Source organism: Marinobacter segnicrescens, assembly GCF_900111555.1.
GTDB classification, from domain to species: Bacteria; Pseudomonadota; Gammaproteobacteria; order Pseudomonadales; family Oleiphilaceae; genus Marinobacter; species Marinobacter segnicrescens.
Map to the genome: position 1 here is coordinate 76,165 of NZ_FOHZ01000007.1, position 26,987 is coordinate 103,151.

General features: G+C 63.0%; 20 protein-coding genes. 13 read left to right on the forward strand and 7 right to left on the reverse strand.

Going from position 1 to position 26,987, the window contains the following annotated elements; genetic code table 11:
* Positions 1-27 precede the first annotated feature (27 nt).
* From nuoC to nuoN, 11 genes are read left to right on the forward strand one after another with little or no spacing between them, the layout of a single operon-like run.
* A complete protein-coding gene (gene nuoC / locus BM036_RS09135) occupies positions 28-1,794 on the forward strand; it encodes an NADH-quinone oxidoreductase subunit C/D (RefSeq protein WP_245742553.1) in 1,767 nt (588 codons plus the stop codon).
* A gap of 2 nt (positions 1,795-1,796) precedes the next feature.
* Complete coding sequence (gene nuoE / locus BM036_RS09140) at positions 1,797-2,309, forward strand: NADH-quinone oxidoreductase subunit NuoE (protein ID WP_091850726.1); 513 nt, start codon at positions 1,797-1,799, stop codon at positions 2,307-2,309.
* Positions 2,306-3,688 (forward strand): NADH-quinone oxidoreductase subunit NuoF, encoded by a 1,383-nt coding sequence (gene nuoF / locus BM036_RS09145; RefSeq protein ID WP_091850728.1) that lies wholly within the window; start codon positions 2,306-2,308, stop codon positions 3,686-3,688. The genes nuoE and nuoF overlap by 4 nt, the downstream gene beginning before the upstream one ends.
* Before the next feature lie 43 nt (positions 3,689-3,731).
* Positions 3,732-6,458: an NADH-quinone oxidoreductase subunit NuoG gene (gene nuoG, locus BM036_RS09150; protein WP_091851017.1), complete on the forward strand. Its 2,727-nt coding sequence runs from the start codon at positions 3,732-3,734 to the stop codon at positions 6,456-6,458.
* Positions 6,455-7,432 carry an NADH-quinone oxidoreductase subunit NuoH gene (gene nuoH / locus BM036_RS09155; RefSeq protein WP_091850730.1) on the forward strand — a complete coding sequence of 326 codons (978 nt, stop codon included), beginning with the start codon at positions 6,455-6,457 and terminating at the stop codon, positions 7,430-7,432. The genes nuoG and nuoH overlap by 4 nt, the downstream gene beginning before the upstream one ends.
* An 8-nt stretch (positions 7,433-7,440) precedes the next feature.
* Positions 7,441-8,010: an NADH-quinone oxidoreductase subunit NuoI gene (gene nuoI, locus BM036_RS09160; RefSeq protein WP_091850732.1), complete on the forward strand. Its 570-nt coding sequence runs from the start codon at positions 7,441-7,443 to the stop codon at positions 8,008-8,010.
* Positions 8,011-8,025: 15 nt separating this feature from the next.
* Complete coding sequence (gene nuoJ, locus BM036_RS09165) at positions 8,026-8,565, forward strand: NADH-quinone oxidoreductase subunit J (RefSeq protein ID WP_091850734.1); 540 nt, start codon at positions 8,026-8,028, stop codon at positions 8,563-8,565.
* On the forward strand, positions 8,562-8,870 hold the full coding sequence (gene nuoK / locus BM036_RS09170) for an NADH-quinone oxidoreductase subunit NuoK (RefSeq protein WP_091850736.1): 309 nt from the start codon (positions 8,562-8,564) through the stop codon (positions 8,868-8,870). Before nuoJ ends, nuoK begins: the two co-directional genes overlap by 4 nt.
* Positions 8,867-10,735 (forward strand): NADH-quinone oxidoreductase subunit L, encoded by a 1,869-nt coding sequence (gene nuoL / locus BM036_RS09175; RefSeq protein ID WP_091850738.1) that lies wholly within the window; start codon positions 8,867-8,869, stop codon positions 10,733-10,735. The genes nuoK and nuoL overlap by 4 nt, the downstream gene beginning before the upstream one ends.
* The gene (nuoM, locus tag BM036_RS09180) at positions 10,732-12,264 is read left to right on the forward strand and encodes an NADH-quinone oxidoreductase subunit M (protein WP_091850740.1); all 1,533 of its coding nucleotides are present in this window, start codon (positions 10,732-10,734) and stop codon (positions 12,262-12,264) included. The genes nuoL and nuoM overlap by 4 nt, the downstream gene beginning before the upstream one ends.
* Positions 12,264-13,700 carry an NADH-quinone oxidoreductase subunit NuoN gene (gene nuoN / locus BM036_RS09185; RefSeq protein ID WP_091850742.1) on the forward strand — a complete coding sequence of 479 codons (1,437 nt, stop codon included), beginning with the start codon at positions 12,264-12,266 and terminating at the stop codon, positions 13,698-13,700. The genes nuoM and nuoN overlap by 1 nt, the downstream gene beginning before the upstream one ends.
* Positions 13,701-14,216: 516 nt before the next feature.
* Here nuoN and BM036_RS09190 read toward each other — a convergent pair.
* The gene (locus tag BM036_RS09190) at positions 14,217-14,540 is read right to left on the reverse strand and encodes a DUF3135 domain-containing protein (protein ID WP_091850744.1); all 324 of its coding nucleotides are present in this window, start codon (positions 14,538-14,540) and stop codon (positions 14,217-14,219) included.
* Positions 14,541-14,815: 275 nt separating this feature from the next.
* Here BM036_RS09190 and BM036_RS09195 point away from each other — a divergent pair, with 275 nt between their 5' ends.
* Both BM036_RS09195 and BM036_RS09200 read left to right on the forward strand, forming a co-directional pair.
* Positions 14,816-16,291, forward strand: coding sequence for a flavin-containing monooxygenase (locus tag BM036_RS09195; protein ID WP_091850746.1), 1,476 nt, complete (start codon positions 14,816-14,818; stop codon positions 16,289-16,291).
* 270 nt (positions 16,292-16,561) lie between these two features.
* Positions 16,562-18,919, forward strand: coding sequence for an NHL repeat-containing protein (locus BM036_RS09200; protein ID WP_143066588.1), 2,358 nt, complete (start codon positions 16,562-16,564; stop codon positions 18,917-18,919).
* A gap of 4 nt (positions 18,920-18,923) precedes the next feature.
* On the opposite strand, the gene BM036_RS09205 is transcribed toward BM036_RS09200, so the two are convergent.
* From BM036_RS09205 to BM036_RS09230, 6 genes are all read right to left on the reverse strand, one after another.
* Entirely contained in the window at positions 18,924-19,529 is a 606-nt protein-coding gene (locus BM036_RS09205; protein ID WP_091850751.1) for a response regulator transcription factor, read from the reverse strand.
* 13 nt (positions 19,530-19,542) lie between these two features.
* Positions 19,543-21,717 (reverse strand): sensor histidine kinase, encoded by a 2,175-nt coding sequence (locus tag BM036_RS09210; RefSeq protein ID WP_177186035.1) that lies wholly within the window; start codon positions 21,715-21,717, stop codon positions 19,543-19,545.
* Between the two features lie 410 nt (positions 21,718-22,127).
* Positions 22,128-22,919 carry a sulfite exporter TauE/SafE family protein gene (locus BM036_RS09215; RefSeq protein ID WP_091850755.1) on the reverse strand — a complete coding sequence of 264 codons (792 nt, stop codon included), beginning with the start codon at positions 22,917-22,919 and terminating at the stop codon, positions 22,128-22,130.
* A gap of 88 nt (positions 22,920-23,007) precedes the next feature.
* The gene (locus tag BM036_RS09220) at positions 23,008-24,579 is read right to left on the reverse strand and encodes a gamma-glutamyltransferase family protein (RefSeq protein ID WP_091850757.1); all 1,572 of its coding nucleotides are present in this window, start codon (positions 24,577-24,579) and stop codon (positions 23,008-23,010) included.
* Complete coding sequence (locus BM036_RS09225; protein WP_091850759.1) at positions 24,576-25,331, reverse strand: GntR family transcriptional regulator; 756 nt, start codon at positions 25,329-25,331, stop codon at positions 24,576-24,578. The genes BM036_RS09220 and BM036_RS09225 overlap by 4 nt, the downstream gene beginning before the upstream one ends.
* A complete protein-coding gene (locus BM036_RS09230; protein ID WP_091850761.1) occupies positions 25,324-26,985 on the reverse strand; it encodes a dipeptide ABC transporter ATP-binding protein in 1,662 nt (553 codons plus the stop codon). The genes BM036_RS09225 and BM036_RS09230 overlap by 8 nt, the downstream gene beginning before the upstream one ends.
* Positions 26,986-26,987: the final 2 nt, after the last annotated feature.

Genomic DNA, 26,987 nt, shown 5'->3' on the forward strand with positions numbered 1-26,987 from the left:
CGACAACCCAGGGAATGGATCAGCACCATGACCACAGGCACCGTCGACAACCCGCAGGCTAACGCCGATAACGGCCACCTGCTGGACCAGTTCCGGGAGGATGTGCTGCACGTGCAGTCCACCCTCACCGGTATGCCTGTGTTCTGGGTACGCCGGGAGAGCCTGGTGGATATCCTTGCCCACCTGAAACAGGTACCGGCGCCGTTCAGCATGCTCTACGACCTGTCGGCGGTGGACGAGCGACTGCGTAGCCACCGGGATGGGCTGCCCGCATCGGATTTCACCGTGTTCTACCACCTGCTCTCGGTGGAACGGAACGAGGACCTGATGCTCAAGGTCGCCCTGGACGAGTCGGACCTGCGGGTGCCCACGGTCACTGGCGTGTTTGCCAATGCCAGCTGGTACGAGCGGGAGGTGTGGGACCTGTTCGGCATCCATGTGGAGGGCCACCCCCACCTGGCACGTATCCTCATGCCTCCCACCTGGGAAGGCCACCCGCTGCGCAAGGACTATCCCGCCCGGGCGACAGAATTCGATCCCTACACCCTCACCGTGGAAGGCCAGGGTGAGGAACAGGAGGCCATGCGCTTCGAGCCGGAAGCCTGGGGCATGCAACGGGAGCGGGACGGCGCGGAGTTCATGTTCCTCAACCTGGGGCCCAACCACCCCTCTGCCCACGGCGCCTTCCGTATCGTGCTGCAGCTGGACGGTGAGGAGGTGGTCGACTGCGTGCCCGATATCGGCTACCACCACCGGGGCGCCGAGAAAATGGCCGAGCGCCAGTCCTGGCACAGTTTCATACCCTATACCGACCGCATCGACTACACCGGCGGGGTGATGAACAACCTGCCCTATGTACTGGCGGTGGAAAAACTGGCCGGCATAGAAGTACCGGACCGGGTGAAAACCATCCGGGTGATGATGGCGGAGATGTTCCGCATCACCAGCCATCTGCTGTTCCTGGGCACCTACCTGCAAGACCTGGGGGCCATGTCGCCGGTGTTCTACACCTTCAGCGACCGCCAGCGGGGGTACGAAGTGATCGAGGGTATCACCGGCTTTCGCATGCATCCGGCCTGGTACCGCATCGGCGGTGTTGCCCAGGACCTGCCCCGGGGATGGGAAAAGCTGGTGCAGGGCTTCCTGGACTGGATGCCGCCGCGGCTGCGGGAATACGAAAAGGCGATGATGGAAAACGCCCTGGTGCGGGAGCGTACCCGCCACGTGGCCGCCTTTAACACCGCTGAGGCGCTGGAATGGGGCGTCACTGGCCCCAACCTGCGGGCCACCGGCTGCAACTTCGACCTGCGCAAACAGCGACCCTATTCCGGCTACGAGCATTTCGATTTCGAAGTGCCCCTGGCCCAGAACGGCGATGTATTCGACCGGGGCCAGCTACGCATCGACGAGATGCGCCAGAGCCTGCGCATCATCCAGCAGTGCGTGGACCACATGCCCACCGGCGACTACAAGGCCGACCATCCGCTCACCACGCCTCCACCCCGGGAGCGCATGCTGCAGCACATAGAAACGCTGATTACCCACTTCCTGCAGGTGTCCTGGGGGCCGGTGCTCAAGCCCCAGGAGTCCCTGCAGATGGTGGAGGCCACCAAGGGCATCAACAGTTACTACCTGACCAGCGACGGCAACACCATGAGTTACCGCACCCGTATCCGCACGCCGAGTTTTCCGCATCTGCAGCAGATACCGGCGGTGATGCGGGGCGGCTTCGTGCCGGACCTGATCGCCCATCTGGGCAGCATCGATTTCGTAATGGCAGACGTGGACCGCTAACCATGGCAGAGCCTGTAGCCACATCACAGATTATCGGCAGCGACGGCTTCGAGCTGCACCCGGCAGACGAGACCGCCATCCTGCGGGAACTGGAACATTACGAGCAGCCCCAGGCCGCCTGCATCGAGGCCCTGAAGATTGTCCAGCGCCGCCACGGCTGGGTACCGGATGAGGCGATCCCGGCGATTGCGCGGGTGCTCGGTATCGGCCCCGGTGCGGTGGAGGGCGTGGCCACCTTTTACAGCCTGATCTTCCGACAACCGGTAGGGCGCCATGTGATCCTGGTCTGTGACAGCAGCTCCTGCTTCCTGACCGGTTTTGACGAACTCAAACAGGCCCTGGTGGATCAGCTGGGCATCGATTATGGCGAGACCACTAACGACAGCCGCTTCACCCTGCTGCCGGTTTGCTGTCTGGGGGCGTGTGACGGTGCCCCGGCACTGATGATCGACGACGATACCTACGGGCCGGTGACTGCCGACGACCTGCCCGGCCTGCTGGAGGGCTACCCATGAGCGAGTCCATACCCAACCAGCGCCGGTCTGTGGGCTATCGCAGCCGGCTAATGCAAACGGAGGCTGAACGCCGTGCCGACACCCACCCGCTCACCTGGCGGCTGCGGGACGACGGCGAGGCGGTCTGGCTCGACGAGTACCTGCGCAAGGACGGCTACCAGTCCGTGCGCAAGGCGCTGTCGGAAGGGGACCCACATGCCATTATCGCCACCATGAAGGAAGCCAACGTCCGCGGCCGTGGCGGTGCGGGCTTCTCCGCCGGGCTCAAGTGGAGCCTGACCCTGCAGGGGGGCGATAGGCCCCGTGGTTACCTGATCTGTAACGCGGACGAGATGGAACCAGGCACCTTTAAGGACCGGTTGCTGATGGAACAGCAGCCCCATCTGCTCATCGAGGGCATGATCCTCGGCGCCCTGGCCAACAACAGCCGCTATGGCTACATCTTCCTGCGCGGCGAGTACGTGGAGGCCGCCCGGGTGCTGAACCGGGCCATTGAAGAGGCCAGAGAGGCCGGCTGGCTGGGGCCGGACATCAACGGCAGCGGGTTCGACTTCGACATTGCCGTACACACCGGCGCCGGGCGCTACATCTGCGGCGAGGAAACCGCGCTGATCAACTCCCTGGAGGGCAAGCGCGCCAACCCCCGGGCCAAGCCCCCATTCCCGGGGCAGTCCGGTGCCTGGGGCAAACCCTCGGTGGTCAACAACGTGGAAACCCTGTGCAACGTGCCGGCGGTGATCCTTAACGGCGCTGGGTGGTACCAGGGCCTGTCCGGCGACCGCACCGACGATGGCGGTAGCAAGCTCTACGGCTGTTCCGGCCCGGTGGACAACCCTGGCCTGTGGGAACTGCCCATGGGTACCACCGGGATGGAGATTCTCGACCGCGCCGGGGGTCTGCGGGACAACCGCCAGCTCAAGGCCTGGCTGCCCGGGGGTGCCAGCACCGGCTTCCTGCTGCCAGAGCACCTGGAGCTGCCCCTGGACTTTGACACCGTGGGCAAGGAGGGCAGTCGTCTTGGTACCGGCCTGCTCACGGTGGTGCCGGATGACATGAGCATGGTGTCGCTGATGCGCAACCTGGAGCAATTCTTCGCTCGGGAATCCTGTGGCTGGTGCACGCCCTGCCGTGACGGCCTGCCATGGGTCGTCAAGCTGCTGCAGTCACTGGAACAAGGGCAGGGCGAGCCTGGCGATATCGAGCTGCTGGACAAGCTGGCGGCGGACTGCGGTCCCGGCCTGACCTTCTGCGCCCATGCCCCTGGTGCCGCCATGCCGTTGCAGACGGCGCTCAGACATTTCCGCCATGAATTCGAACAAGGCGTGGGCAAGCCCAGGGGCGAAGCCCACCAGGACCCGATTCCGGTGGGGGAAGTATGAGAACAGAACACCCGGCTACGAACACAGGCGAACGGGAATGACCATGGCCATCATTCATGTGGACGGACAGCAATACGAGGTAAACGGGGCCCAGAACCTGCTCCAGGCCTGCCTGTCCCTGGGCCTGGACATTCCCTATTTCTGCTGGCACCCGGCCATGGGCAGCGTCGGTGCCTGCCGCCAGTGCGCGGTGCGTCAGTACAAGGACGCGGACGACGACAAGGGCATGCTGGTGATGTCCTGCATGAGCCCGGCGACAGATCAGACCCGTATTTCCATTGACGATGCGGAAGCGAAGGCCTTCCGCGCCAGCGTGGTGGAATGGCTGATGATCAACCACCCCCACGACTGCCCGGTGTGCGAGGAGGGCGGCCACTGCCACCTGCAGGACATGACGGTGATGACCGGCCATGACCGGCGCCGTTACCGCTACCGCAAACGCACCCGCCGCAACCAGTACCTGGGGCCGTTCATCGCCCATGAGATGAACCGCTGCATCACCTGTTATCGTTGTGTGCGCTTCTACAACGACTACGCCGGCGGCAGCGACCTGGGCGCCTTCGGCGCCAAGGACAATATCTATTTCGGGCGCTACGAGGATGGCACCCTGGAAAGTCCGTTCGCGGGCAACCTGACCGAAGTCTGCCCCACCGGCGTCTTCACCGACCAGAGCCATTCCGACCACTACACCCGCAAGTGGGACCTGCAGTTTGCGCCGGGCATCTGCCACCAGTGCTCCCTCGGCTGCAACATCAGCCCCGGGGAACGCTATGGCACCATCCGCCGCATCGAGAACCGCTACCACGGTGAAGTGAATGGTTACTTCCTCTGTGACCGCGGCCGTTTCGGCTATGGCTACGTAAACCGTAACGACCGCCCCCTGGTGCCCCTGTGGCGAGAAGGGGCCGGGCACCCGGCGGTAACGCTGGAAGTGGACACGGCCCTGAACCGCATCACCGATGCCCTCCGCCATGCCCGCAGGATTATCGGCATCGGCTCTCCCCGGGCCAGCCTGGAGAGTAATCACCAGTTGCGGGAACTGGTGGGCGCTGACAACTTCTCCACCGGTATCGAGGCCCGGGAGCAGGCCTGCCTCGACCTGATGAACCACCTCCAGCGCACCTCGGGCCTGCCCACACCGACGCCAAGGCAGATCGAAGACCACGACGCCATCCTGGTACTGGGCGAAGACCCGGTGCAGAGCGCCGGGCGCCTCGGGCTGAACCTGCGCCAGGCAGCCCTGGCCCGGCGCGAGGCGATGGGCGAGAAGATCGGCGTGCCGGCCTGGAACGCCGAGGCCCTGAAGACCCTGGGGCAGAACGTCTACCACCCCCTGCATATCGCCTGGCCCGCCACCACGGACCTGGACGACGTAGCCGCCGGTCGCTATTCCCTGGCCCCGGACGACATTGCACGGCTGGGCTTTGCCGTGGCCCATCTCATTGATCCGGCCGCACCGGCGGTGGATCAGCTTGACCAGGACACCCGAGAAACGGCCAGGCGAATCGCTGATGACCTGATGGCCGCTGAGCGCCCCCTCATTGTCAGCGGTGGCAGCCTGGCGTCGGAAGCCGTGTTGCAGGCAGCGGGCAATATTGCGCAGGCCCTGGCCCGGCGGGCCAAGCAGGGCGGCCTGGTGCTGATCCGCCGGGAAGCCAACAGTACCGGCCTGTCACTGATGGGTGGCCAGACCCTGGACTGGGCCCTGGACGAACTGAATGGGGGCCGGGCCGACGCCGTGGTGGTGTTGGAGAACGACCTTTACCAGCGGCTACCACCGGAGCAGGTGGAACAAGCCCTGGGGCGCGCGGATATCCAGGTGGTCGTGGACCACCAGAGCACTGCAACTACGGCAGGGGCTCACTTTACCCTGCCGGCGGCCACCTTTGCGGAAGGCGATGGCACCCTGGTCAACCTGGAAGGCCGTGCCCAGCGTTTTTTCCAGGTATTCGAGCCCGCCTATATGCGTCCGGAGGCCCGCATCCATGAAAGCTGGCGCTGGCTGCACGCCCTGACGGCCGGATTAAGGGGAGAGGCGGTCAGCGACATCAACCTGGACGCCGTAACCCGGGCCTGCGCCGAGGCCCATGCCGCACTGGCCGGTATTGTGGACGCCGCTCCCGGGGCCGATTTCCGCATCGAGGGCTTGCGCCTGGCGCGGGAACCCCATCGTTATAGTGGCCGTACTGCCATGCGGGCCAACCTGGCGGTGAGCGAAGTCCGCCCCCCGCAGGACCCGGACACACCCTTCGCGTTTTCCATGGAGGGCTACAGCGGTTTCGACCAGCCGCGCCAGCAGGTGCCCTTCGCCTGGGCCCCGGGCTGGAACTCTCCCCAGGCCTGGAACAAGTTCACCGACGAGATCGGCGGACACCTCCGGGGCGGCGACCCGGGGATTCGCCTGATTCAGCGGGAACCAGGGCACCGGTCCTACAGCGCAGCTGTGCCGCCCGCGCCGGGAGACACCACGGATGGATCGCTGCGGGCCCTGATATTGCCACGGCTGTTCGGCGGCGAGGAGACGTCGGCCCGGGCCGAGCCCATCCAGCAAAGAATGGCCACGCCTGAGCTTATCCTTAATCAAAAGGACGCCGAGGCATTGGGGGTCCGCGAGGGGGACAGTCTCCTCATCGGTGATGGACCGGCCCTGACCGTGCAAGAGCAGGGCGAGTGGCCCTCCGGTTGGGCTGGTCTGCCTGCGGGCCTGCTACCCGGCCTGGCTCAGGGCGACACACTGACCCTGCGCAAGGCTGAAGGAGGCACGCCATGAACTGGTGGACACCGGAGCTGGCTGCCATCCTCTGGGGAATGTTCCAGGCCCTGGTGATCCTGCTGGGGGCGGTGCTGCTGGGGGCAGCCCTGACCGTGGTGGAGCGTCGTTTGCTCGGCCTGTGGCAGGATCGCTACGGCCCCAACCGGGTGGGGCCCTTCGGTACCCTGCAGCTCATCGCCGACATGTTGAAGATCTTCTTCAAGGAGGACTGGATACCGCCCTTCGCGGACTGGCCCCTGTTCGTGCTGGCGCCGATCATCGCCTTTGCCTCACTGCTGCTGTCGTTTGTGATCATCCCCATCACCCCCGGCTGGGGCGTGGCGGACATGCACATCGGCTTGCTGTTCTTCCTGGCCATGGCGGGCATCAACGTCTACGCCGTTCTGCTCGGGGGCTGGGCCAGCGGCAACAAGTACGCCCTGTTGGGGGCACTGCGGGCATCGGCCCAGACCCTGTCCTACGAGGTGTTCATGGGGCTGTCGCTGATGGGGGTGGTGGCCCTGGCCGGATCCTTCAATATGCGCGACATCGTCAACGCCCAGGAAGGCCTGTGGTTCATCATTCCCCAGTTCTTCGGCTTTGCCACCTTCTTTATCGCCGGTGTCGCTGTTACCCACCGCCATCCCTTTGACCAGCCGGAGGCCGAACAGGAGCTGGCAGACGGCTACCATATTGAATACTCCGGCATGAAGTTCGGCATGTTCTTCATCGGCGAATACGTGGGCATGGTGCTGGTGTCCGCGCTGATCGTCACCCTGTTCTTTGGCGGCTGGCACGGCCCCTGGCTGCCACCGATTCTCTGGTTCGCAATCAAGACAGGCTTCTTCCTCATGCTGTTCATCCTGCTGCGGGCGTCACTGCCCCGGCCCCGGTATGACCGGGTGATGAGCTTCGGCTGGAAGGTATGCCTGCCGCTGACACTGATCAACTTACTGGCCACCGGAGCGGTCATGCTCCTGGTGGGTGGATAGGAGGCCTTATGGAGAAACAGAAGGTCCCGGTCATCCGTTCCGTACTCTGGCTGGTGCCGGCCACCTGGTCCCAGCTGCGCACCCTGGGCATGGTGTTCATGCACAGCTTCCGCAAGCGGGAAACCGTCAACTACCCCGAGGAACAGGTGTACCTGCCGCCCCGCTACCGGGGCCGCATCGTGCTGACCCGGGACCCGGACGGCGAGGAGCGCTGCGTGGCCTGCAACCTTTGCGCGGTGGCCTGTCCGGTGGACTGCATCTCCCTGCAAAAGGGAGAGCAGGAGGACGGCCGCTGGTACCCGGAGTTCTTCCGTATCAATTTCTCCCGCTGCATCTTCTGCGGCATGTGCGAGGAAGCCTGCCCCACCTCCGCCATCCAGCTGACACCGGATTTCGAGATGGGGGAATACGACCGCCAGCAACTGGTGTACGAGAAGGAAGATCTGCTGATCAACGGCCCCGGCAAGGACCATGACTACCATTTCTACAAGGTGGCCGGGCTGGCCATCGGTGGCAAGGACAAGGGGGAAGCGAAAAACGAGGAGGCACCGGAAGATGTGCGTTCACTGCTGCCATAGAAGGAGCCGGACCTAATGGAGATCGCCTTCTACCTCAGTGGCCTGGTGGCGGTACTGGCTACCGTGGGCGTGATCACCGGCACCAGCCCGGTGCATGCGGTGGTGTACCTGATCGTCTCGCTGATTGCCGTGGCCATGGTGTTCTTCGCCCTGGGCGCCCCCTTTGCCGGCGCCCTGGAGATCATTGTCTACGCCGGCGCCATCATGGTGCTGTTTGTGTTCGTGGTGATGATGCTCAACCTGCGCCCGGACGCGGAGCGGGAGCTGACCTGGACCCACCCCCGTTACTGGCTGGGACCGTCGCTGCTGGCGCTGGTCCTGCTGGGAGCCTTGCTGGCGCTGCTGCGCCAGGGTGGGGTAAGCGAGGTGATTGACGGAGAACTGCTCACCGCCAGGGCCGTGGGGCTGACCCTGTTCGGCCCCTGGCTGATGGTGGTGGAACTGGCCGCCATCCTGCTACTGGCGGCGCTGGTCACCGCTTCCCACGTAGGCCGGCGCAGCAACCCCCTGAACCGGAAGATGTCGGGCAACCGCAACCGGGGAGGCACGCCATGAACGGGATTCCCATGGAGCACGGACTGATCCTGGCCAGCATCCTGTTCAGCCTGGGGCTGGCCGGGTTGATGCTGCGTCGCAGCATGCTGTTCGTGCTGATGAGCCTGGAAGTGATGCTCAATTCGGCAGCCCTGGCCTTTGTGGTGGGGGCCACCGCCTGGAACCAGCCGGACGGCCAGGCCATGTTCCTGCTGGTGATCACCCTGGCGGCAGCAGAAGCCAGTGTCGGCCTGGCGCTGATGATCCAGCTCTACCAGCGTTACCGTTCCCTTGATCTCGATGCAGCCAGCAGGATGCGTGGATGATGGTTACACCGGTGGTACTTTCGTTCCTGTTCCCTCTGATGGGCACCCTGATCCTGGCCTTCTCCGCCGGGCGCCTGGGGCCCCGGGCCAGTTCCGTCATTGGCGTGGGCAGTGTCGGCCTGGCGGCACTGGCTACCCTGTGGGCGGTGATGGGCCATGGCGGCGGCACCGAGGGCGTCACCCTGTGGACCTGGATCGCCGTCGGCGACTTCCAGCCCACCATTGGCCTGGCGGTGGATGGCCTGGCCCTGGTGATGATGTCGGTGATCACCGGGGTGGGCTTCCTGATCCACCTGTTCGCTGCCTGGTACATGACCGGCGAAGCCGGCATCACCCGCTTCTACGCCTGGATGAACCTGTTCGTGTTCAGCATGATGCTGCTGGTACTGGGGGACAACCTGCTGTTGCTGTTCCTGGGCTGGGAAGGTGTCGGGCTGTGCAGTTACGGGCTGATTGGCTACTACTACCAGGGCCTGGACAATGCCCGGGCCGCCTTCAAGGCCTTTGTGGTGACCCGCATCGGGGATGTGTTCCTGGCATTGGGTCTGTTTCTGATCTTCATGGAGTTGGGCACCCTGGACATCGCCACGGTGCTGGCCCGGGCACCGGAGCTCTGGGCCGAAGGCAGCGCCACGGCCAACCTCGCCGCCCTGCTGGTACTCGGCGGCGCCCTGGGCAAGTCCGCCCAGGTACCGCTGCACACCTGGCTGCCGGACGCCATGGCCGGCCCCACGCCGGTGTCCGCCCTGATCCATGCCGCCACCATGGTCACCGCGGGGGTCTACCTGATCGCCCGCCTCAACGGGCTGTTCCTGCTGGCGCCGGATGTAATGTTGCTGGTGGGTGTGATCGGCGCCGTCTCCCTGCTGCTGGCGGCGTTTGCGGCCCTGGCCCAGACCGACATCAAGCGGGTACTGGCCTATTCCACCATGAGCCAGATCGGCTACATGTTCTTTGCCCTGGGGGTGGGGGCCTTCGACGCCGCCATCTTCCACCTGGTCACCCACGCCTTCTTCAAGGCCCTGCTGTTCCTGTCCGCCGGGGCGGTGATTATCAGCTGCCACCACGAGCAGGACATGGGCAAGCTGGGCGGCCTGTGGCGCAAGCTTCCGGTGGCCTATGGCGGCTTTGTCGTCGGTGGCGCCGCGCTGGTGGCGCTGCCGCTGGTCAGCGCCGGCTTCTTCAGCAAGGACGAAATCCTGTGGCAGGCCATGGCGGCGGAACGCACCGGGCTTCTGATCGCCGGCCTGCTGGGGGCGGTGCTCACCGGTATCTACACCGTGCGGTTGATCCTCGGCACCTTCCATGGCGAGCCTGGCAGCGACCATGCCCGCCACCCCGAGCCAGGCACCAGTGTGTTCACCCACCACCTGCCACTGGTGGTACTGGCAGTGCTGTCCACTTTCATCGGCGCCTGGATTTACCCGGGCCTGGGAGGGCTGTTCCCGGAAGCGCCAGGGGACACCGTCGAAACCGGCCACACCCTGCTGCAGGTACTGGCCATGGGCGCGGCCATCGCCGGCCTGGCGCTGGCCGGATGGCTGTTCCTGATGCGCCGGTCTTGGCTGGACAACATCACTGACAAGGGCGCCGGCGCGGGACTCTGGAAGCTGTGGCACCACGCCTGGGGCTTTGATGCCCTGTTCGACCGGGCACTGGTGCGGCCCTGGCAATGGAGTGTACGAATGCTGCGGTTCGACTTTATCAACCTGTTCATGAACCTGCCGGCACTGATCGCCCGGGCCTTCAACGCCGGCCTGGTGCGCAGCCAGAACGGGCGTACCCGCAGCTATGCGGTGGTGATGGTATTTGGGACCACGGTGATATTGCTTGCGCTGGCCCTGGCACCGGGAGGTGGCGCATGATCCTGGTGTGGCTGATCCTGATCCCGTTCCTGGGCGGCCTGCTGTGCTGGCAGGCAGAGCGCTGGGGTGAACAGGCCCCCCGCTGGATTGCCCTGGCCACCATGCTGTTCGTGCTGGTGATCAGTGTGCTGCTATGGCTGGGGGGCAACTTCAGCCTGCCTGGGAACGGTGAGAGCCAGTGGCTTCTGGAATGGCGTGTGGACTGGATTCCCCGCTTCGGTATTGAGATCCACCTGGCCCTGGATGGCCTGTCGCTGATCCTGGTGGCGCTCACCGGCTTCCTCGGTGCCCTCGCGGTGCTCTGTTCCTGGCACGAGATTGCCCACCGGGTAGGGTTCTTCCACCTCAACCTGCTGTTTATCCTCGGCGGCGTGGTGGGCGTGTTCCTGGCGCTGGACCTGTTCCTGTTCTTCCTGTTCTGGGAAATGATGCTGGTGCCCATGTATTTCCTGATTGCCCTGTGGGGCCACAGTGGCTCCCCCGGCCAGACCCGCATCCGCGCCGCCACCCGCTTCTTCATCTACACCCAGGCCAGCGGCCTGCTGATGCTGGTGGCGATCCTCGCGCTGGTGTTCGTCCATTACAGCAATACTGGCGAACTGTCGTTCAGCTATGACGTGCTGCGGGGTACCGATGTGCCGGAACCGCTGGCGTTCTGGCTGATGCTGGGGTTCTTTATCGCCTTCGCGGTGAAACTGCCGGTGGTGCCCTTCCACGGCTGGCTGCCGGACGCCCACGCCCAGGCGCCCACGGCTGGCAGTGTCGACCTGGCGGGCATCCTGCTGAAAACCGCCGCCTACGGCATGATCCGCTTTGCCCTGCCGCTGTTCCCGGAACAGTCCGCCGCCTTTGCACCGGTCGCCATGACCCTGGGGCTGGTGGGCATCATCTACGGGGCGGTACTGGCCTGCGGGCAGCAGGACATCAAGCGACTGATTGCCTATACCAGTATCTCCCACATGGGCTTTGTGCTGATTGCCCTGTATTCCGGCTCGGAACTGGCGATCCAGGGGGCCATTATCCTGATGGTGGCCCACGCCTTCTCCAGCGCCGGGCTGTTTATCCTCAGCGGCCAGCTTTACGAACGCATCCACACCCGGGACATGCGCACCATGGGCGGGCTGTGGAGCCGGATACCGGTGCTGCCCGGGTTTACCCTGTGTTTTGTGGCCGCCTCCCTGGGCATGCCGGCCACCGCCAACTTTGTGGGGGAGTTCATGGTGCTGTTTGGCACCTTCCCCAGCGCGCCGGTGGTGGTGGTCATCGCCAGTGTGGGGCTGGTGCTGGCGGCCATCTACTCCCTGCTACTGATGCAGCGGGTGCACTACGGGCCCGAGTACCGCCCCGGTCCGCTGAAGGGTCCTGACGCCCGGGAGTACGGCATGATGCTGACCCTGCTGGTGCTGACCATCGCCGTGGGGCTCTACCCGCAACCCCTGCTGGATACCACCGCTGCCGTGGCCGCACCGGTTGCTGAACTGTTCACCGACGGCGCCGATCTGGCCGCCCGGGCAGGGGAGGTGAACTGATGCTGACCCTGGAAAGCCTGATTTCCCTGCTACCACTGATCATTGTCGCCACCACCGCCGTGGTAGTGATGCTGAGTGTGGCCTGGCAGCGGCATCACGCCGGCACCGCCATGGTGTCCGCCGGTGGGCTGGTGCTGGCCTTGCTGAGCGTACCGCTGGCCGCCGGGGCCCTGATATCACCGCCGCTGATGACGGTGGACGGCCTGGCGATCATGGGCAGCGTACTGGTACTGCTGTGTGCCCTGGTGACTGTAGCCCTCAGCCACCACTACTTGACTGGCTATATCGGTCCCCGGGAAGAGTTCTATCTGCTGTTGCTCTGTGCCGTCACCGGCGCCCTGGGGTTGGTGGCGAGCGACCACCTGGCGACCCTGTTCATCAGCCTGGAGCTGCTGTCCATGCCCTTGTACGGCATGCTGGCCTACAGCTTCCGGGCGGAACGGTCCCTGGAGGCAGGCATCAAGTACCTGGTGCTATCCGCCGCCGCCACTGCCTTCCTGCTGTTCGGCATGGCGCTGATCTACGCCCGCACCGGCCGCATGGACCTGGCCGGCCTCGCTGCCGGACTGGCCGCCTCCCCGGATGCCTGGACCCTGGCTGGCGCCGTGCTGATGGTGGTGGGCCTGGGCTTCAAGCTGTCCATCGTGCCTTTCCACCTGTGGACCCCGGACGTGTACCAGGGCGGCCCGGCCCCGGCCACAATTTTCCTGGCCACGGTGAGCAAGCTGGCGGTATTCCTGGTGTTGCTGCGGTTGGTCATGGTCGCACCCATTTTTGATAGTGAGTGGTTACGTACCCTGTTTACACTGCTAGCCCTCATCACCATGCTCGGCGGCAACCTGCTGGCCCTGTTCCAACCCAACCTGAAACGGCTGCTGGGCTACTCGTCCATCGCCCATTTCGGCTACCTGCTGGTGGCGATTGTCGTAGGGGGACAATTGGCCGTGGAAGCCACCGGGGTCTACCTGATCACCTACCTGGTCACCACGCTGGCCGCCTTCGGCGTGGTCACCCAGGTGTCCAGCCCCTTCGGTGGCGAAGACGCCGCCGGCCTGCACCACTACCGGGGACTGTTCTGGCGCCGGCCGTGGCTGGCTGCCGTCATGACCGTGAGCTTTCTCTCGCTGGCCGGAATTCCGCTGACCGCCGGGTTTATCGGGAAGTTCTATGTAATTGCCCTGGGCGTGGCGGATGCCCGGTGGTGGCTGGTGGGCGGCGTAGTCGCCGGCAGTGCTATCGGCCTGTTCTATTACCTGCGGGTGATGGTGACGCTGTATATGCCGGAGCCTGGGATGCGTCGGCGGGATGCGACCGAAGACTGGGGGAGCCGTGTTGGTGGCCTGACCCTGATAGTGGTAGCTGTGCTGATCCTCGTCATCGGGGTTTATCCGGCGCCGGTTATTGACTGGGTTGTTGGCTTTTCCGGGGTATTGTGACTGAGTTTATTCAGCTCTCTCTTGCCTGCTGCTTTAGAGGTGGTGCCGATCCGGGGCCGGGGTGCCAGAACGAAAAACTTCGTTTTCCTGACTGTTCTGGCACCCCGGCCCCGAATCGGCACATCTGATCGGGAAAAGTCGGAATTACCGAGAACTACCCGTCCGCTCGAATTCAGGGAGTGTTTGAGAGTCGTCAGCCGGCATCCGGATACGTCCGAGATCCCGGATGAATAAACAGCTGCAGGTGATGCTGACATCCGTCTCGTATCGAAAGGCGTTATCCACCAAGATCAGTAGAAAGGGCTCCGGGTACGCCTTCCGGAACAGTAAGGAAAACGAAGTTTTTCGTTCCGGAAGGCGTGCCCGGGGCACTTTCTGCCCCCGGAACCTTTCCACCCGAAAAGCAGCTGGCAGAGCCAATCAATGGGACCCCTAAGTAATTTTCATTGCTCACCGAAGGATCCCCGCTTGCCGACCGAGGCTATCCCGGTGCTTCCAGCGTTGACATTGTTTCGATCAGCGGCCTGGCCGCTGAAAGGGCAAGATTCGAGCTCCCGTCGACACAGAGGGCTCAAGGTGTAGCCGCTGCCCCTGAATGGCCAGGCGCAGGTCCAGAAACGAGTCATGCATCATGGCCTGGATATCCAGTAGGGCCTTCATTGGGCTGCCAGCCACCCGTCGCCGGGCGTCAATCACAAACTGGATACCACGCAGCCGGCGTCGACTGCACCCGGAACTTTGTCGGATACAGTCTTCAATCAACTCCGTGCGCAACACCTCAAATCCTTCCGGGTCACGTCGGGCCAGGTCCCTGAGTTCTTCAAACGTGGGCATGTCCATAAATTATCTCCTTCCATGGCTAAAGTAATAGACCAGAACAGTGAGCCAGTCACTGCCAGAAGGTGGCCTGGTCGATACACCTCGAGTACCGCTACTGGCCGCCGCGCGACAAATCATTGCCCGGCTAATCCGACAGCCAGAATGAAAGGTTCCGGGATGGCCTTCCGAAACAGTCAGAGAAACAACGTTTTTCGTTTCGGAAGGCCATCCCGGAACCTTTCCACCCCCTCCAGCTCTATGCTACAAAATCAGCAACACTGAAAAGCGAACCATCAATGAGCAGCGAACAAGAACAACTCCAATCCTCGCCGCTGGATGTCCTTATCATCGGAGCCGGCCTGTCCGGCATAGGCGCCGCCCGTGCGTTGACCGAAAAATGTCCAGGCAAGCGCTACCTGATTCTCGAACGCCGACAGGCGATCGGGGGAACCTGGGACCTGTTCCGGTATCCCGGCGTCCGCTCGGACTCCGACATGTACACGCTGAGCTACAGCTATAAACCCTGGACCCAACGCAAGGCCATCGCCGACGGCCCGGACATCAAACACTATATCGAGGAGCTTGCCGAAGAGTCCGGCGCCGTCAGGAACATCCGTTTTCAGCGCTGTGTGGTGTCTGCCAGCTGGTCAGGTAGCGATGGTCTCTGGGCCGTCAAGGCCATCGCCACCGATTCTGAGGGCAAGGAACACGAGGAGACCTACCGGGCGCGTTTCATTGCTTCCTGCTCCGGCTACTACAGCTATGATGAAGGCTACCGGCCGACGTTCCCGGGAGAAGAGACCTTCGAGGGACAGATCATCCACCCTCAGTTCTGGCCGGAGCATCTCGATTACCAGGACAAGCGTGTGGTGGTGATTGGTAGCGGCGCGACTGCTGTCACCCTGGTGCCAGCCCTGACACAGAAGGCACGCCATGTGACCATGCTGCAACGCTCACCCAGTTATGTGGTCACCCGCCCACAGAATGACGGGGTCGCCCTTACTCTGCAGAAATGGCTACCACTGCGACTTGCGCATCAATTCACCCGCTGGAAAAACGTGCTGCTGGGGTCGTTCTTCTATCACGTTGCACGAACCAGGCCTGAAATGTTCAGGCAGCGACTGCTGAACATGGTGCAGGACCAGGTTGGCAGCGACGTCGACATAAGACACTTTACACCCTCGTACAAACCCTGGGATCAGCGTATCTGCGCCGTGCCTGACGGTGACCTGTTCCATGACCTGAGAGCAGGGCGGGCCTCTGTGGTTACTGATAACATTGAACGGTTTACCCCCGGTGGCATCCTCCTCAGCTCCGGTGAAGAACTGGAAGCCGATATCATCATTACCGCTACCGGCCTGAAGCTCAATGCCCTGGGTGGCATGGCTCTGACGGTAGACGGCCAACCCGTGACTCCCGGTGATTGCATGTCCTACAAGGGCATGATGCTCAGCGATGTGCCGAACCTGATCATCACGTTCGGCTACACCAACGCCTCCTGGACACTCAAAGCTGAGCTGACCTCAAACTACACCTGTCGCCTGCTGCGTTACATGGATCGCAAAGGCTATCGGATGGCTGTCCCCCGGGGAGATCCCTCGGTAGGAGCCAGGCCGTTCCTCGACTTCACATCCGGCTATGTACTGCGGGCGACGGACATCCTGCCCAGGCAGGGCGACCGCGAGCCGTGGCAGGTTCACCAGAACTATCTGAAGGACAAGCTGGCGATACAGTACAGTCGTTTAGACGACGGTGTTATGGAGTTCCTGTGACATAAACCTCAGCACCGGCGTGTCCCAATCCCCTGGATTACCAGTTCTCGACGAGTTCGGCGTAGACCACCTGCAAGTTATCAATGTGTTTGCCTGAGCGCCCCTGGAAGCCCAGGAAGGCATTGCCTTCCGGCAAGCTAAAAGTGTGTGGCGGTGCGCGAGCCGGACGATTGACTGCCCCTTCCATCCCGACATCTGTCGGGTACCCGCCGTCTTACCCGAGCCGTAAAGTGACCGACTTTGGCCGTAAGAAAACTGGGGAGTGGTTGCATGAGGATGCTAGAGAGCGCGTCACGGTGGCTGGCGATGGCTGGTCTGGTAGTACTGCTGGGGGCCTGTGGAGGCGGCGGAGGCGGTGGTTCCGATGGGGCGAATAGCCCCGCGCCACCGGAATCAGACGATCCGACACCGCCGGAAGACGAGAACCATGCCCCAACCGCGTCTGTCCAGTTCCCGCTTTCGGGCAGCCTGACCACCGGAACCGATATCCCGGTCCGGGGCACTGCTACCGACCCGGATGGCGATGCCATCACAGCCGTCACCGTCCATGGCGTGCTGGCGGAGACAGACGACGGCTTCGCCACCTGGCAGGTGCCGAACGTGCCGTTGCAGGCTGGTACCAATACGCTGGAAGGCGTAGTCCAGGACGCGCGGGGTGGCGTAGGGCGTTTCAGCCTGACCCTGGAACAGGTCGAAAACCCCGGTCCCGCCCTGCACAGCCCTAAGGGCCTGGCTCTCGACACCGTCAGCGGCGAAGCGCGTTTGCTGGTCATAGATCAAGTCCTGGACGCTCTGTTCGCCCTGGACCTGAGCGACGGGCCAACCCTGGGGCATCGCACTATCCTCGGTCAGACAGGGGACGGCCATGGCACTAACTTTCTCGTACCGAGTCAGGTGGTGGTGGATACCGCCGAGAATCGCGCCCTGGTGCTGGATAGAGGCTCCATCCCAGGCACCGGCAAAGTGATTGCGGTAGATCTGGCGACCCTGGCGCGCACGGAGCTGGTATCCGGGTTCTCCTTTGCCTCGTCACTGGCGCTTGATACCACCAATAACCGGCTGCTGATCGGCGATTCCGGCACCGACCGGCTGCTGACTGTCGATCTGGATAACCTGGCGGCGGGCACCACCAACAATGTCAGTATCGCCTCCCCGGTATCCATCGACGTGGATCCGGCCAGCCCGGAGCGCGCCCTGGTGGTAGACACTGTCGTTGGCATCGAGGCTTTGTTCGAGGTCGACCTGGCAGGCAAAAGCAAACGCAGGGTGGCCACCTTTAACAACCCCAAGGCGGTGAGGTTTGATCCTGCAGGTGGTAGCGAACTGGCGGTGCTTGCCAGCAGGGAAAACGTTTTCAGTGATAATCTCTTCAGTGTCAACCTCGGCAACGGTAGCACGACCCTGCTCTCCGGCCTGGACGAGGAAGACACCGTGATCGGCACAGGCTCTCGCCTCACACAGATCAGCGATATGCTGTTTGACCCCAGAGACGCCAACCGTCTCTGGGTTGCCGACTCCAGCAGTAGAGCTGTGTTTGTAGTGAATCTGGGCAACGGCGACCGCCTCGCGCTGGGGAGTCGCCTGGGTAGCGGTCCGGACTTTTTGGCACCTGCTGCCGTGGCCCTGCTGCCCAATGCCGACGCCCGCCAGCCGATGGTGGTCGTGCTTGATGACATCCTGAACGATGGTAGCAGTGAGATCTACGGCGTGAACCTGGCCCCGGGCGACACCTTTGGCGACCGCGTCACACTCTCCGGCTTCGATGCGGACAACCCCAATCAAGTTCGCGGGCAAGGCCCTCGGTTACTCGACGCTCGAAACCTGGTGGCAGATACCGCCAACAACCGCTTGCTGGTCGCGGATGCTTCGGCGAATACAGTGGTAGCAGTAGATCCGGAAAGCGGGGACCGCTCCACCCTGTCCGGTGATGACGTGGGTGAGGGGCCGACATTCGACAACATCCGGGCGCTGGCCGTGGATGTCGCCAATAACCGGGTGCTGGTGGCCCAGCGTGGCAGCCTGGTCGCCGTGGATCTGGACAGTGGCGATCGCACCCTGATCTCGACCGGCAACGGCAGCGGGGAGACCGACATCGGCACCGGTCCGGCAATTCGGTCGCCCATATCCGTGGCTCTGGATGCCCGGAACAATCGCCTGCTGGTGCTATTGTTCGACATAAACGATGAGGAGCTGGGTGGTTTGATAAGCGTGGACCTGTCCAGCGGCGACCGTACGGTGATCTCGGATCCGGCTACCGGCAGTGGCAATATTCTCAGGATCCCGGTGTCTGTCGCCCTGGATGCGGCCAACAACCGCGCTCTGGTACTGGATAGCGCATTCGGATTCAGCATCGATCAGGTACCACCCAGCATCGTCGCCGTGGACCTGTCCAGCGGCGACCGCAGCGTGGTTTCCGGCCACGACCGGGGCCCGGATGGCGAATTCGACAGCGGCGATGACCAGCTGATCGGCGGCGGCAGCCCCTTCAACCCGACATCCACCCCGGCCGACGCCGCATTCGATGCCGAGGCGCGGATTCTGTATGTCACTGACCAGAGTACTGGCAGCCTGATCGCGGTGGATGTGGACAGCGGCAATCGGGCCCTGGTGTCGGGGTTCGGGTTCTGAATCATCAGTCGAGAATATACCCAAGCCGCCGTGCCTTCAGCACGGCCTGGGTCCGGTTAGCACAATCAAACCGAACCAGCAGGTCCGACACGTATTCCCTCACCGTGGCGGGGGAGATCGTGAGCTGGGCGGCAATCTCCTTGTTGGACAGGCCCAGGGCCATCAGCTCCAGGGTGGCCAGCTGACGGGGCGGCAGGGAGGGTGTGTGGTGGCCCTCCTGGCCGCCGATAATCACGGATTCCCCGGCCATGACGTCTCGCAGCGCGCGGACCATCACCGCCCGGGAACTCGTCTTGGCAATAAACCCGTCTGCCCCCAGTTGCAGCATCTGCTGGATGCTGGCCTGGTGGTCGATGGTGGAGACCACGACTACCGACAGTGCCGGATAGCAGGTCTTGATGTCCCTCAGTCCGTCAAGGCCGCGAGTGCCCGGCAACTGGATGTCCAGCAGCATCAGGGCAATGTCCGGGTGCCGGGAAAGGGCCTCCAGGGCCGCGGGGAAGTCTTCCGCCTCAATCACCTCCATGCCGGGTATGGCTTCCTCAAGCAACAGGCGCAATCCGTCTCGGTAGAGTTCGTGGTCCTCGGTGATCAGTACCTTGATGGTCATAGGGGTCGGTTCATCAGGTTGGGGCGGTATGGGGAACGTGAGAGGGGTCGTCTGCGATCCCGGTGGATCGGCACGCCGCTGTCGCCGGCTGCCGGCGCCCGGCGGTATTCAGCAACGCCCTCAATTGCACGGGCAGGGCGTGTGGGGAGAGGGCCGTCCACGATTCCGGCAGGGGTGTGCCTGGCTTACAGACACACGCGAGGGCGGTGCTTTGGGCGACCGACCGGGCCTGCTCCATCGACAATATCGACCTCTCCAGGCTGTCCTGATCGCACAGCAAAACGGTGATAGCAGCGTCCGATCCGAGGGCCTGGCCCAGGGAGTCGAACACCACCGGGGTCTGCTGCCACCGACGCAGGTAGCCTGAAACGGTCTCGACCAGTTCCCGATCCGTGAACGCCAACGCCACTACTGGCGCGGGTGCCTGCCGCAATGGTTTGGTGTCCGTCGCCCCTTCGTTCAGGAGCGGCACGGTCACCGAGAACCGGCTTCCACGACCGGGTGTTGATGCCAGGGAGAGCGGATGATCCAGAAGATCGGCGAGATGGCGGACGATGGACAGGCCAATGCCGGAGCCTTCCGCCACGGTGTCTCCTCCAGCCGATCGATGATAGATGTCGAAGATCTGCTCCCGTGCGTGGTCGGTGATACCGCACCCGGTGTCCAGTACCTGCAGAATCGCCGCCTGCCCCTGGCGCCGACAGCCTACAAGCACCTTGCCCTGATCCGTGTACTTGATGGCGTTGGAGAGCAAGTTGTGCAACAGTCGCTCCAGCAGCACCGGGTCACTGAAGACGGTCAGCGAGCAGTGGCAGACGCTCAGTTGGAGACCTTTCTCCCGTGCCAGCACCCGGTAGTCCTGCTCGAGTCTGGAGAATAGGTCTGAGAGCCTGACTGCCCTCGGCTCGGGACGGATCACGCCGGACTCCAGCTTGCCAAGGTCCATGATGGCCCGGAAGGACTCGTTCATCTGCCGGTGGGTATGCCGCAACCGGTGGAAGATTTTCTGGCCTTGCTGCCCCTGCACATAGGGCTTCAGGTACTCCAGGAACACACTCATCGAATGCAGGGGTTGCGCCAGGTCGTGGCTGCTCTGGGCGATAAAGCGGGATTTGGCCAGGCTGAGGAACTCCGCCTTGAGCTTTTCCCGGCGCAGTGCCCTCAACCTCAGGACCAGGGCCACCGCATGCAGCAACAGGTGCAGGATCTGGATGTAGACCACGTGGATCATCTTGTAGGAGGCGGTGATTTCGCCACTGCTACTTCCGGGCCCCTGGACTACCCAGGCCACCTGCAGGATGGACAGCACCATGGGAAACCAGCCCAGCAGGTAGATGAAATAGTAACTGCCCTCGGACCGGACCCGGCAAACCCCGGAACCGAGGACAACCACAGCCACAACAAGGTAGTTCAGGGCGGCCAGTCGCATATTGGCCTCAAATGAGAGAACCTGGCTGGCAACAGCCAGAATGGCGGTAACCACCATGGCTCCGGCAAAGGCGTAGTACCATCGCCCGGAGCCTCGCCGGATACCCAGGAAGCTGCCTGCGAACGCCAGTTGCGACAGCATGGTGGCAAACATCAGCGCCCAGAAGAACCCATTTTTCTCGTAGCTGGACTGCCACAACAGGGCCGGAAGGCTGCTGTGTTCCAGGTGATAGACCAGCATCAGCAGGGCAGACAGCGTAGCCCACCAGAAGGGTGTCTCCCAAGTGACCAGCCAGCAGGTCAGCCCCAGCAGGATGAAGCCCAGTATGATGCCCACCGCCGTCTTGTAGGCCAGGTCCTGCGTAATCTTCCAGCCCTGGTAATAATGGTCGCTCATCAGGCCGATGTAGGGCTGCCACGCCGCTTTGTAGGCGGTCAACTCCACTACCAGCCGGTAGTCCTGTCCCGGTTCGAGCTGGATCCTGACGGCGCGGCCAATGGTGTTGATGTCAGTGCCAGCCTGGTAGCCATTGTTACTGAAGGTTCTGATCACCTGCCCGTCTTCCCCCTGGACCAGGACCCTGGGGTCCAGAAATCCGAAGTTGCTGATATGCAGCATCCAGTCCCGATTGTCGGAACGATTTCGGAGATTGGTATAGAGCCAGTAGCGGCTGTACTCTCGGAAATTGGGAGTCAGGCCGAAGGTCTCGTCCTGCGGGGGCTGACCAAGCGCGTCCTCCAGCGCCAGGTTATCGGGCACGGGGACAAAACCGGATGAATGGTCAAGTGAAGCGAGGGAATAGCGGGTATCAGTGACGGAAAGTTCAAGCGGAGTCCATTGACTGTCTGTGGCAAGGATGTTGCCTGAGGATCGAGCCTGAGCCGAAGGGCCCGTCAACAGTAATACAATGACGCAGAGCACAACAATCGCGCTGATTGCCCGAGACGACTGGAGCAACACGGGTCCGTTCATGACTTCCAAAGTCCTTCTGGAAACGGTCTGGCTATCACTGGCACAGGTGGAAATTCGGGGTTCGCGGGGTGGTGGAGCCAGCCGGGACCGGTACGGTGGAGTTCCTGGAATGCTACGAGCGCCGAACGAGGCTTAACATGCAGGGATCCCGGAGGTAAGTCAACCTGGAGCAACTGAAACAATGACTACCAGCAGCCTCACAACCCGTTAAACAACATCCGCCCCGCCACCAGCAGCAATAACCCGCCAAAGCACCGTTTCAGCGTAGGTGCCGGAATCCTGTGACTCAGCGATACTCCCACCGGTGCCAGTAACACCGTAAAAACCGCAATCAGCGCCACCGCCGGCAGGTAGACATAGCCCAGTGACCAGTCTGCCGCGGACCGGCCCCAGCCGGAGATGATATAGCCCAGGGTGCCCACTACCGCCAGCGGAAAGCCGAGGGCACTGGAGGTAGCCACCGCCCGTTGCATAGGTACGTTAAAGAACACCATCAGCGGCACCATCACGTTGCCCCCGCCGATCCCGGCCAACCCGGACAGTACCCCACTGAACAGACCCAGGCCCGTGGTACCGGCCTTGCCCGGCATGGTCCGCGCCGGGTCCGGCACCCAGCGACTGAGCATGATCACGGATATCACCAGCAGGAACACCGCAATACCAGTCTCCAACACAATTGCAGGTAAACGCGCCGCGATAAAACCACTGAGGAAACTGCCCATCACCACCGTGGGCGCCCATAGCCTGAAGATGGTCCAGTCCACCGCCTGGCGCTTGATCTGGGCCCGGGCGGCCGAGATCGAGGTGAAGATAATGGTGCACAGGGACGTGGCTACCGCCGTGATCACGATGAATTCCGACGGAAAGTCCTGGGCCGAGAGTATCAGCACCAGGGCGGGCACGATAACGACACCGCCACCAATCCCGAGCATGCCGGCCAGTATCCCGGCGACGATACCCAGCAGGGTGCAGGCGATGATCATATCCATGGTATGTCCTTCTTTCGTTGGTTGGCGGGTGCGTTGCTGTGAAGATTACTGGCGGCTGGATGCTTGCGATGGGCGCAAGCACCTACTGTCACTGCCCCAGGGCGATACCTTCACCTCGGGGATCATGCATGGCTTCACGGCGGCCATCGGGGTATATCGCGATGGCTCCGGCGAGGCCGGTAAAGGGACTAAGCTCCGGTATCCATTCGATATCGTGCCCCCTTGCAGTCAACGACGCCGCCACCGCCGGCGCAATTGTCCGCTCCAGCTTCAGATTCTCACTACTACCAAAGAAACTGCGCCCCTGCAGAAAGCGGGGAGCCGACAGCGCCCGGTCCACAGGTTGGCGGTAATCCACCAGTTGCGCCGCCAGTACCAGCTGGGTCTGGGGCTGGCCGTCGCCACCCTGGGTACCGAAATAGAATTGCCGGCCATCGTCCGCCAGGTAGGCCGACGGGTTCAGGGTGTGGGCCGGCCGCTTGCCGGGAGCCCAGCCGTTGGCATGGGAGGGGTCCGGATTGAAGCCTGCGGCGCGATTGAGCCACAGGATTCCGGTATCGCCAATCATGCAACCGGAGCCGAAATCGTGGAAAAGGCTCTGCATCAGGCAGGCAGTGCGACCCTGGCTGTCGGTGGCGGCAAGCCAGACGGTGTCAGCGGGCCGGCCTTGCTCCTGCCAGGGCACGGCAATCTCAGGGTCAATGGCCGCATAATCGACAGCCGCCCGCGACCGGCTCAGCAGGCGCCGAATATCGAGGGTGCCGCCTGCGGGATCACAGAGGTCACGGTTACGCCGTCTGAGCTGCGCCTTGACGGCCTCAACCAGGTAGTGGAAATAGTCAGCGCCGCCGTTCTCCAGCGCCCCCATGTGGACAAAGTTAAGGGCATTCAGGGCACTGAGGGTATACAGCCCCTGGCTGGGAGGGGGGAAGTTGTACAGGGTTCCCTGCCGGTAGCGAATGCTCAGGGGCTCACTATGCCAGGCCTTCGTCGTGACAAGGTCATCCCGGGTCAGGCCATTGCCCAGCTTGCAGAATCCCTCCGCCAGGGCCGTCGCCAGTTCCCCTTCATAGAAATCCTCCATACCCGCCCTGGCCAGGTGCATCAGGGTGGTTGCCAGTTCCGGGCGTGTGACGGGTGTACCCGCGGTAAGGAGCTCGCCGGTTGTATCACAACACAGGGCACTGAGGTCCGGCAGATCATCGATCAGACCCCGGCGCTGCTGTTGCCAGAAAGCCTGGTTGCCGGCCACCTCATAGCCATCCCGGGCTAGGCTGATCGCTTCCTCCAGCAGGTCAGGCCAGGTCATGGTCGAACCCCAACGGTGTCGACTCCAGTCGTGGGCCAGGGACCAGGCCCGCAGGGCGCCCGCCGTGGTGGCTGTCGAAGCCGGACCACGCATGGTAATCGCCCCGGATTCGGGCAGGCGGCGGCCGGCCTGGCCCAGCCCCATCAGCATATCCACCTTCATGCCATTGCTCAGCAACCAGAGGGCGTCACCGCCGATACCACTCATATGGGGGCAGACCACCGACAGCACCGCGCCGGCTGCCATGGCTGCGTCAATAGCGGTGCCACCAGCCTGAAGTACAGCCTGCCCCGCTGTTGTGGCCCGGGGGTCGGGAGTGGTAATCACTCCCGTTAACGATTCAGCCTTCATGCCGAGGCCCCCCGGGTGGCGGTAAGGGGCTGGTGCTCCGCTACAAATTCCGCCGACATGGCGCTGACAGTCTGGACGTGAACGCGCATCAGACGGGCCACCCCATCGGCATCACCGGCGAGGATACCCTGGACAATCGCATCATGCTCTTCCCAGGACTTGCTGACCCGGTTGGCCAGTCGGAACTGGGCCCGTCGAAACGGCGCCAGCCGGGTGCGGGTAGCCTCGGCAAGCTGCCTTAACTGGGCGCTCTGGGCCCCTTCAAAGATAAGGTTATGGAACTCCTGGTTGTAACGGGCATAGGCATCGGCCGTACCGTCCCTTACCAGGTGGACCGAATCCTGATGCAGGGTCAGTAAACGTTGCCTCTGGCTACTGTTCATCCTCAGTGCCGCCAACCGCGCCAGGGCCGCTTCCAGCTCTGCCATGGCTTCGTACAGGTCACCAAGGGCGGCCGGTGACAGGGTCGCCACCATCACCCCACGGTTGGGCCGGTGCGTCACCAGGCCCATGGCCGCAAGGTGGCCGAACATTTCCCGGATCGGCGTACGGGAGACGCCGAAACGCTCGGCCAGGGCCCGGGCATCCAGCTTGGTACCGGGTGGCAGGCGACCACTTACGATGTCGTCTGCCAGGGTCTGGACCAATGTGTCCACTACGGTGCCCTTACGGACGGGAGCCGATTCGATTTTCTCGCCCCCGGAATGCTCTGCCCTGTTCAGGTTCAATGGCCAGCTTCCTTGTTCAGTCATTAGCGGCAGCCTGCGGCGGGTGGGGGATGGCCGCCAGCAGGGTTCGGGTATAGTCAGTCGCGGGGGCAGCCAGCAGCTGGCGAGCATTACCTTCTTCAACGATGGCGCCGTTCTGCATCACCATGATCCGGTCGCACAGTAGCCGCACCACATTGAGGTCGTGGGAGATAAACAGGTAGCTCATACCCAACCGGTGCTTCAGGTCTTCCAGCAGGTTGAGGACAATGGCCTGCACGGATACGTCGAGAGCGGCAGTAGGTTCATCGAGGATCAATAATCTGGGATCCAGGGCAATGGCCCGGGCGATCCCCACCCTGGCTTTCTGACCACCGGACAGCTGGTGGGGAAAACGGTCAAGCAGGTTAACCGGTAAACCCACCAGGGCCGCCAGTTCGAGGATGCGCGCCTCCCGCTGCTGCCGATTCATATGGCTTGCCAATCGTTGCAGGGGGTCCCCGATGGACTGGGCCGCACTCCAGCGGGGGTTAAGGCTGTCAGTGGGGTCCTGAAACACCATCTGCAGCTTGCCGCGCAGGGGGTGGGCGGCGAACTTCGCCGCCGGAATCGCGGCAATGTCTTCTCCCAGAAACTCAATGGCTCCCCCGGTCGTATCCAGCAGGCGCATGACCATGGCGGAGGTGGTCGACTTGCCACAGCCGCTCTCACCCACCAACCCGAGACTTTCCCCTTCGCGAATGGTAAAGGACAGGTCCTGAACCGCCAGGTGGCCGTTATCCGCACCGGGCTTTCCGAACTGTTTTTTCAGACCTTTGACGGTCAGTAGCGGCTCACCGACGTCGTGGGTTTCCGGAAGGGGCATCGCCGTCGCCCGCAAAGCGGCGGGCAACAGGTCCCTTACCTCAGAGTCGATTCGGGGGGTCGCCTGCAAAAGTTGACGGGTATAGGCCTCCCGGGCGCCATGGAACAGTTCGGCAGAACCATTGGCTTCTACAATCCTGCCCTTTTCCATCACCACCAGCCGATCACAGTAGGCAGCAGCCAGTCCCAGGTCATGGGTGATGAGAATGGTGGACATGTCGTATTCCCGGGTAAGGTCAACGATCAGGTCCATCACCGCCTTCTGTGTCGTCACGTCCAGCCCGGTGGTGGGTTCATCAGCGATCAGTAGCCGGGGCCGACAGGCCAGCGCGATCGCGATGACCACGCGCTGACACATGCCGCCTGAGAGTTCAAAGGGATAGGCATCGTAGCGCTGTTCCGGGTCGCGGATCTTCACGGCTCTGAGCATCTCGACGGCCTTTTCCCGTGCATTACCACGGGTTGCCTGACTGTGCTGAACAAGCACATCCGCCACCTGCTGGCCAATTCGGCGGATCGGGTTCAGGGCAGCGCGGGGGTTCTGGAAAACCATCGAGATCTCTCGCCCGCGAATGTCCCTCATGTCCCTTTCCCGTGCCTTGTGCAGGGCCATGCCGCCATAGGTGATGCGTCCACCGGCAATACGGCCGGCCCGGTCGAGGATACGCATGACGGCATAGGAGGTTACCGACTTGCCGGAACCGGATTCACCGACAATGCCGAGGGTTTCACCCTTGCCCACGACCAGGGAAATATCATCGATAGCCCGGACTGTGCCGTTACGGGTAGCGAAATCAACACTCAGGTGCTGAACATCCAGCAATGGAATGGTCATGG

What these genes read in the sequence shown, in the direction of transcription:
- nuoC (WP_245742553.1), top strand. Translation starts at nt 28, where the DNA reads ATGACCACAGGCACCGTCGACAACCCGCAGGCTAACGCCGATAACGGC.
- nuoE (WP_091850726.1), top strand. Translation starts at nt 1,797, where the DNA reads ATGGCAGAGCCTGTAGCCACATCACAGATTATCGGCAGCGACGGCTTC.
- nuoF (WP_091850728.1), top strand. Translation starts at nt 2,306, where the DNA reads ATGAGCGAGTCCATACCCAACCAGCGCCGGTCTGTGGGCTATCGCAGC.
- nuoG (WP_091851017.1), top strand. Translation starts at nt 3,732, where the DNA reads ATGGCCATCATTCATGTGGACGGACAGCAATACGAGGTAAACGGGGCC.
- nuoH (WP_091850730.1), top strand. Translation starts at nt 6,455, where the DNA reads ATGAACTGGTGGACACCGGAGCTGGCTGCCATCCTCTGGGGAATGTTC.
- nuoI (WP_091850732.1), top strand. Translation starts at nt 7,441, where the DNA reads ATGGAGAAACAGAAGGTCCCGGTCATCCGTTCCGTACTCTGGCTGGTG.
- nuoJ (WP_091850734.1), top strand. Translation starts at nt 8,026, where the DNA reads ATGGAGATCGCCTTCTACCTCAGTGGCCTGGTGGCGGTACTGGCTACC.
- nuoK (WP_091850736.1), top strand. Translation starts at nt 8,562, where the DNA reads ATGAACGGGATTCCCATGGAGCACGGACTGATCCTGGCCAGCATCCTG.
- nuoL (WP_091850738.1), top strand. Translation starts at nt 8,867, where the DNA reads ATGATGGTTACACCGGTGGTACTTTCGTTCCTGTTCCCTCTGATGGGC.
- nuoM (WP_091850740.1), top strand. Translation starts at nt 10,732, where the DNA reads ATGATCCTGGTGTGGCTGATCCTGATCCCGTTCCTGGGCGGCCTGCTG.
- nuoN (WP_091850742.1), top strand. Translation starts at nt 12,264, where the DNA reads ATGCTGACCCTGGAAAGCCTGATTTCCCTGCTACCACTGATCATTGTC.
- BM036_RS09190 (WP_091850744.1), bottom strand. Translation starts at nt 14,540, where the DNA reads ATGGACATGCCCACGTTTGAAGAACTCAGGGACCTGGCCCGACGTGAC.
- BM036_RS09195 (WP_091850746.1), top strand. Translation starts at nt 14,816, where the DNA reads ATGAGCAGCGAACAAGAACAACTCCAATCCTCGCCGCTGGATGTCCTT.
- BM036_RS09200 (WP_143066588.1), top strand. Translation starts at nt 16,562, where the DNA reads ATGAGGATGCTAGAGAGCGCGTCACGGTGGCTGGCGATGGCTGGTCTG.
- BM036_RS09205 (WP_091850751.1), bottom strand. Translation starts at nt 19,529, where the DNA reads ATGACCATCAAGGTACTGATCACCGAGGACCACGAACTCTACCGAGAC.
- BM036_RS09215 (WP_091850755.1), bottom strand. Translation starts at nt 22,919, where the DNA reads ATGGATATGATCATCGCCTGCACCCTGCTGGGTATCGTCGCCGGGATA.
- BM036_RS09220 (WP_091850757.1), bottom strand. Translation starts at nt 24,579, where the DNA reads ATGAAGGCTGAATCGTTAACGGGAGTGATTACCACTCCCGACCCCCGG.
- BM036_RS09225 (WP_091850759.1), bottom strand. Translation starts at nt 25,331, where the DNA reads ATGACTGAACAAGGAAGCTGGCCATTGAACCTGAACAGGGCAGAGCAT.
- BM036_RS09230 (WP_091850761.1), bottom strand. Translation starts at nt 26,985, where the DNA reads ATGACCATTCCATTGCTGGATGTTCAGCACCTGAGTGTTGATTTCGCT.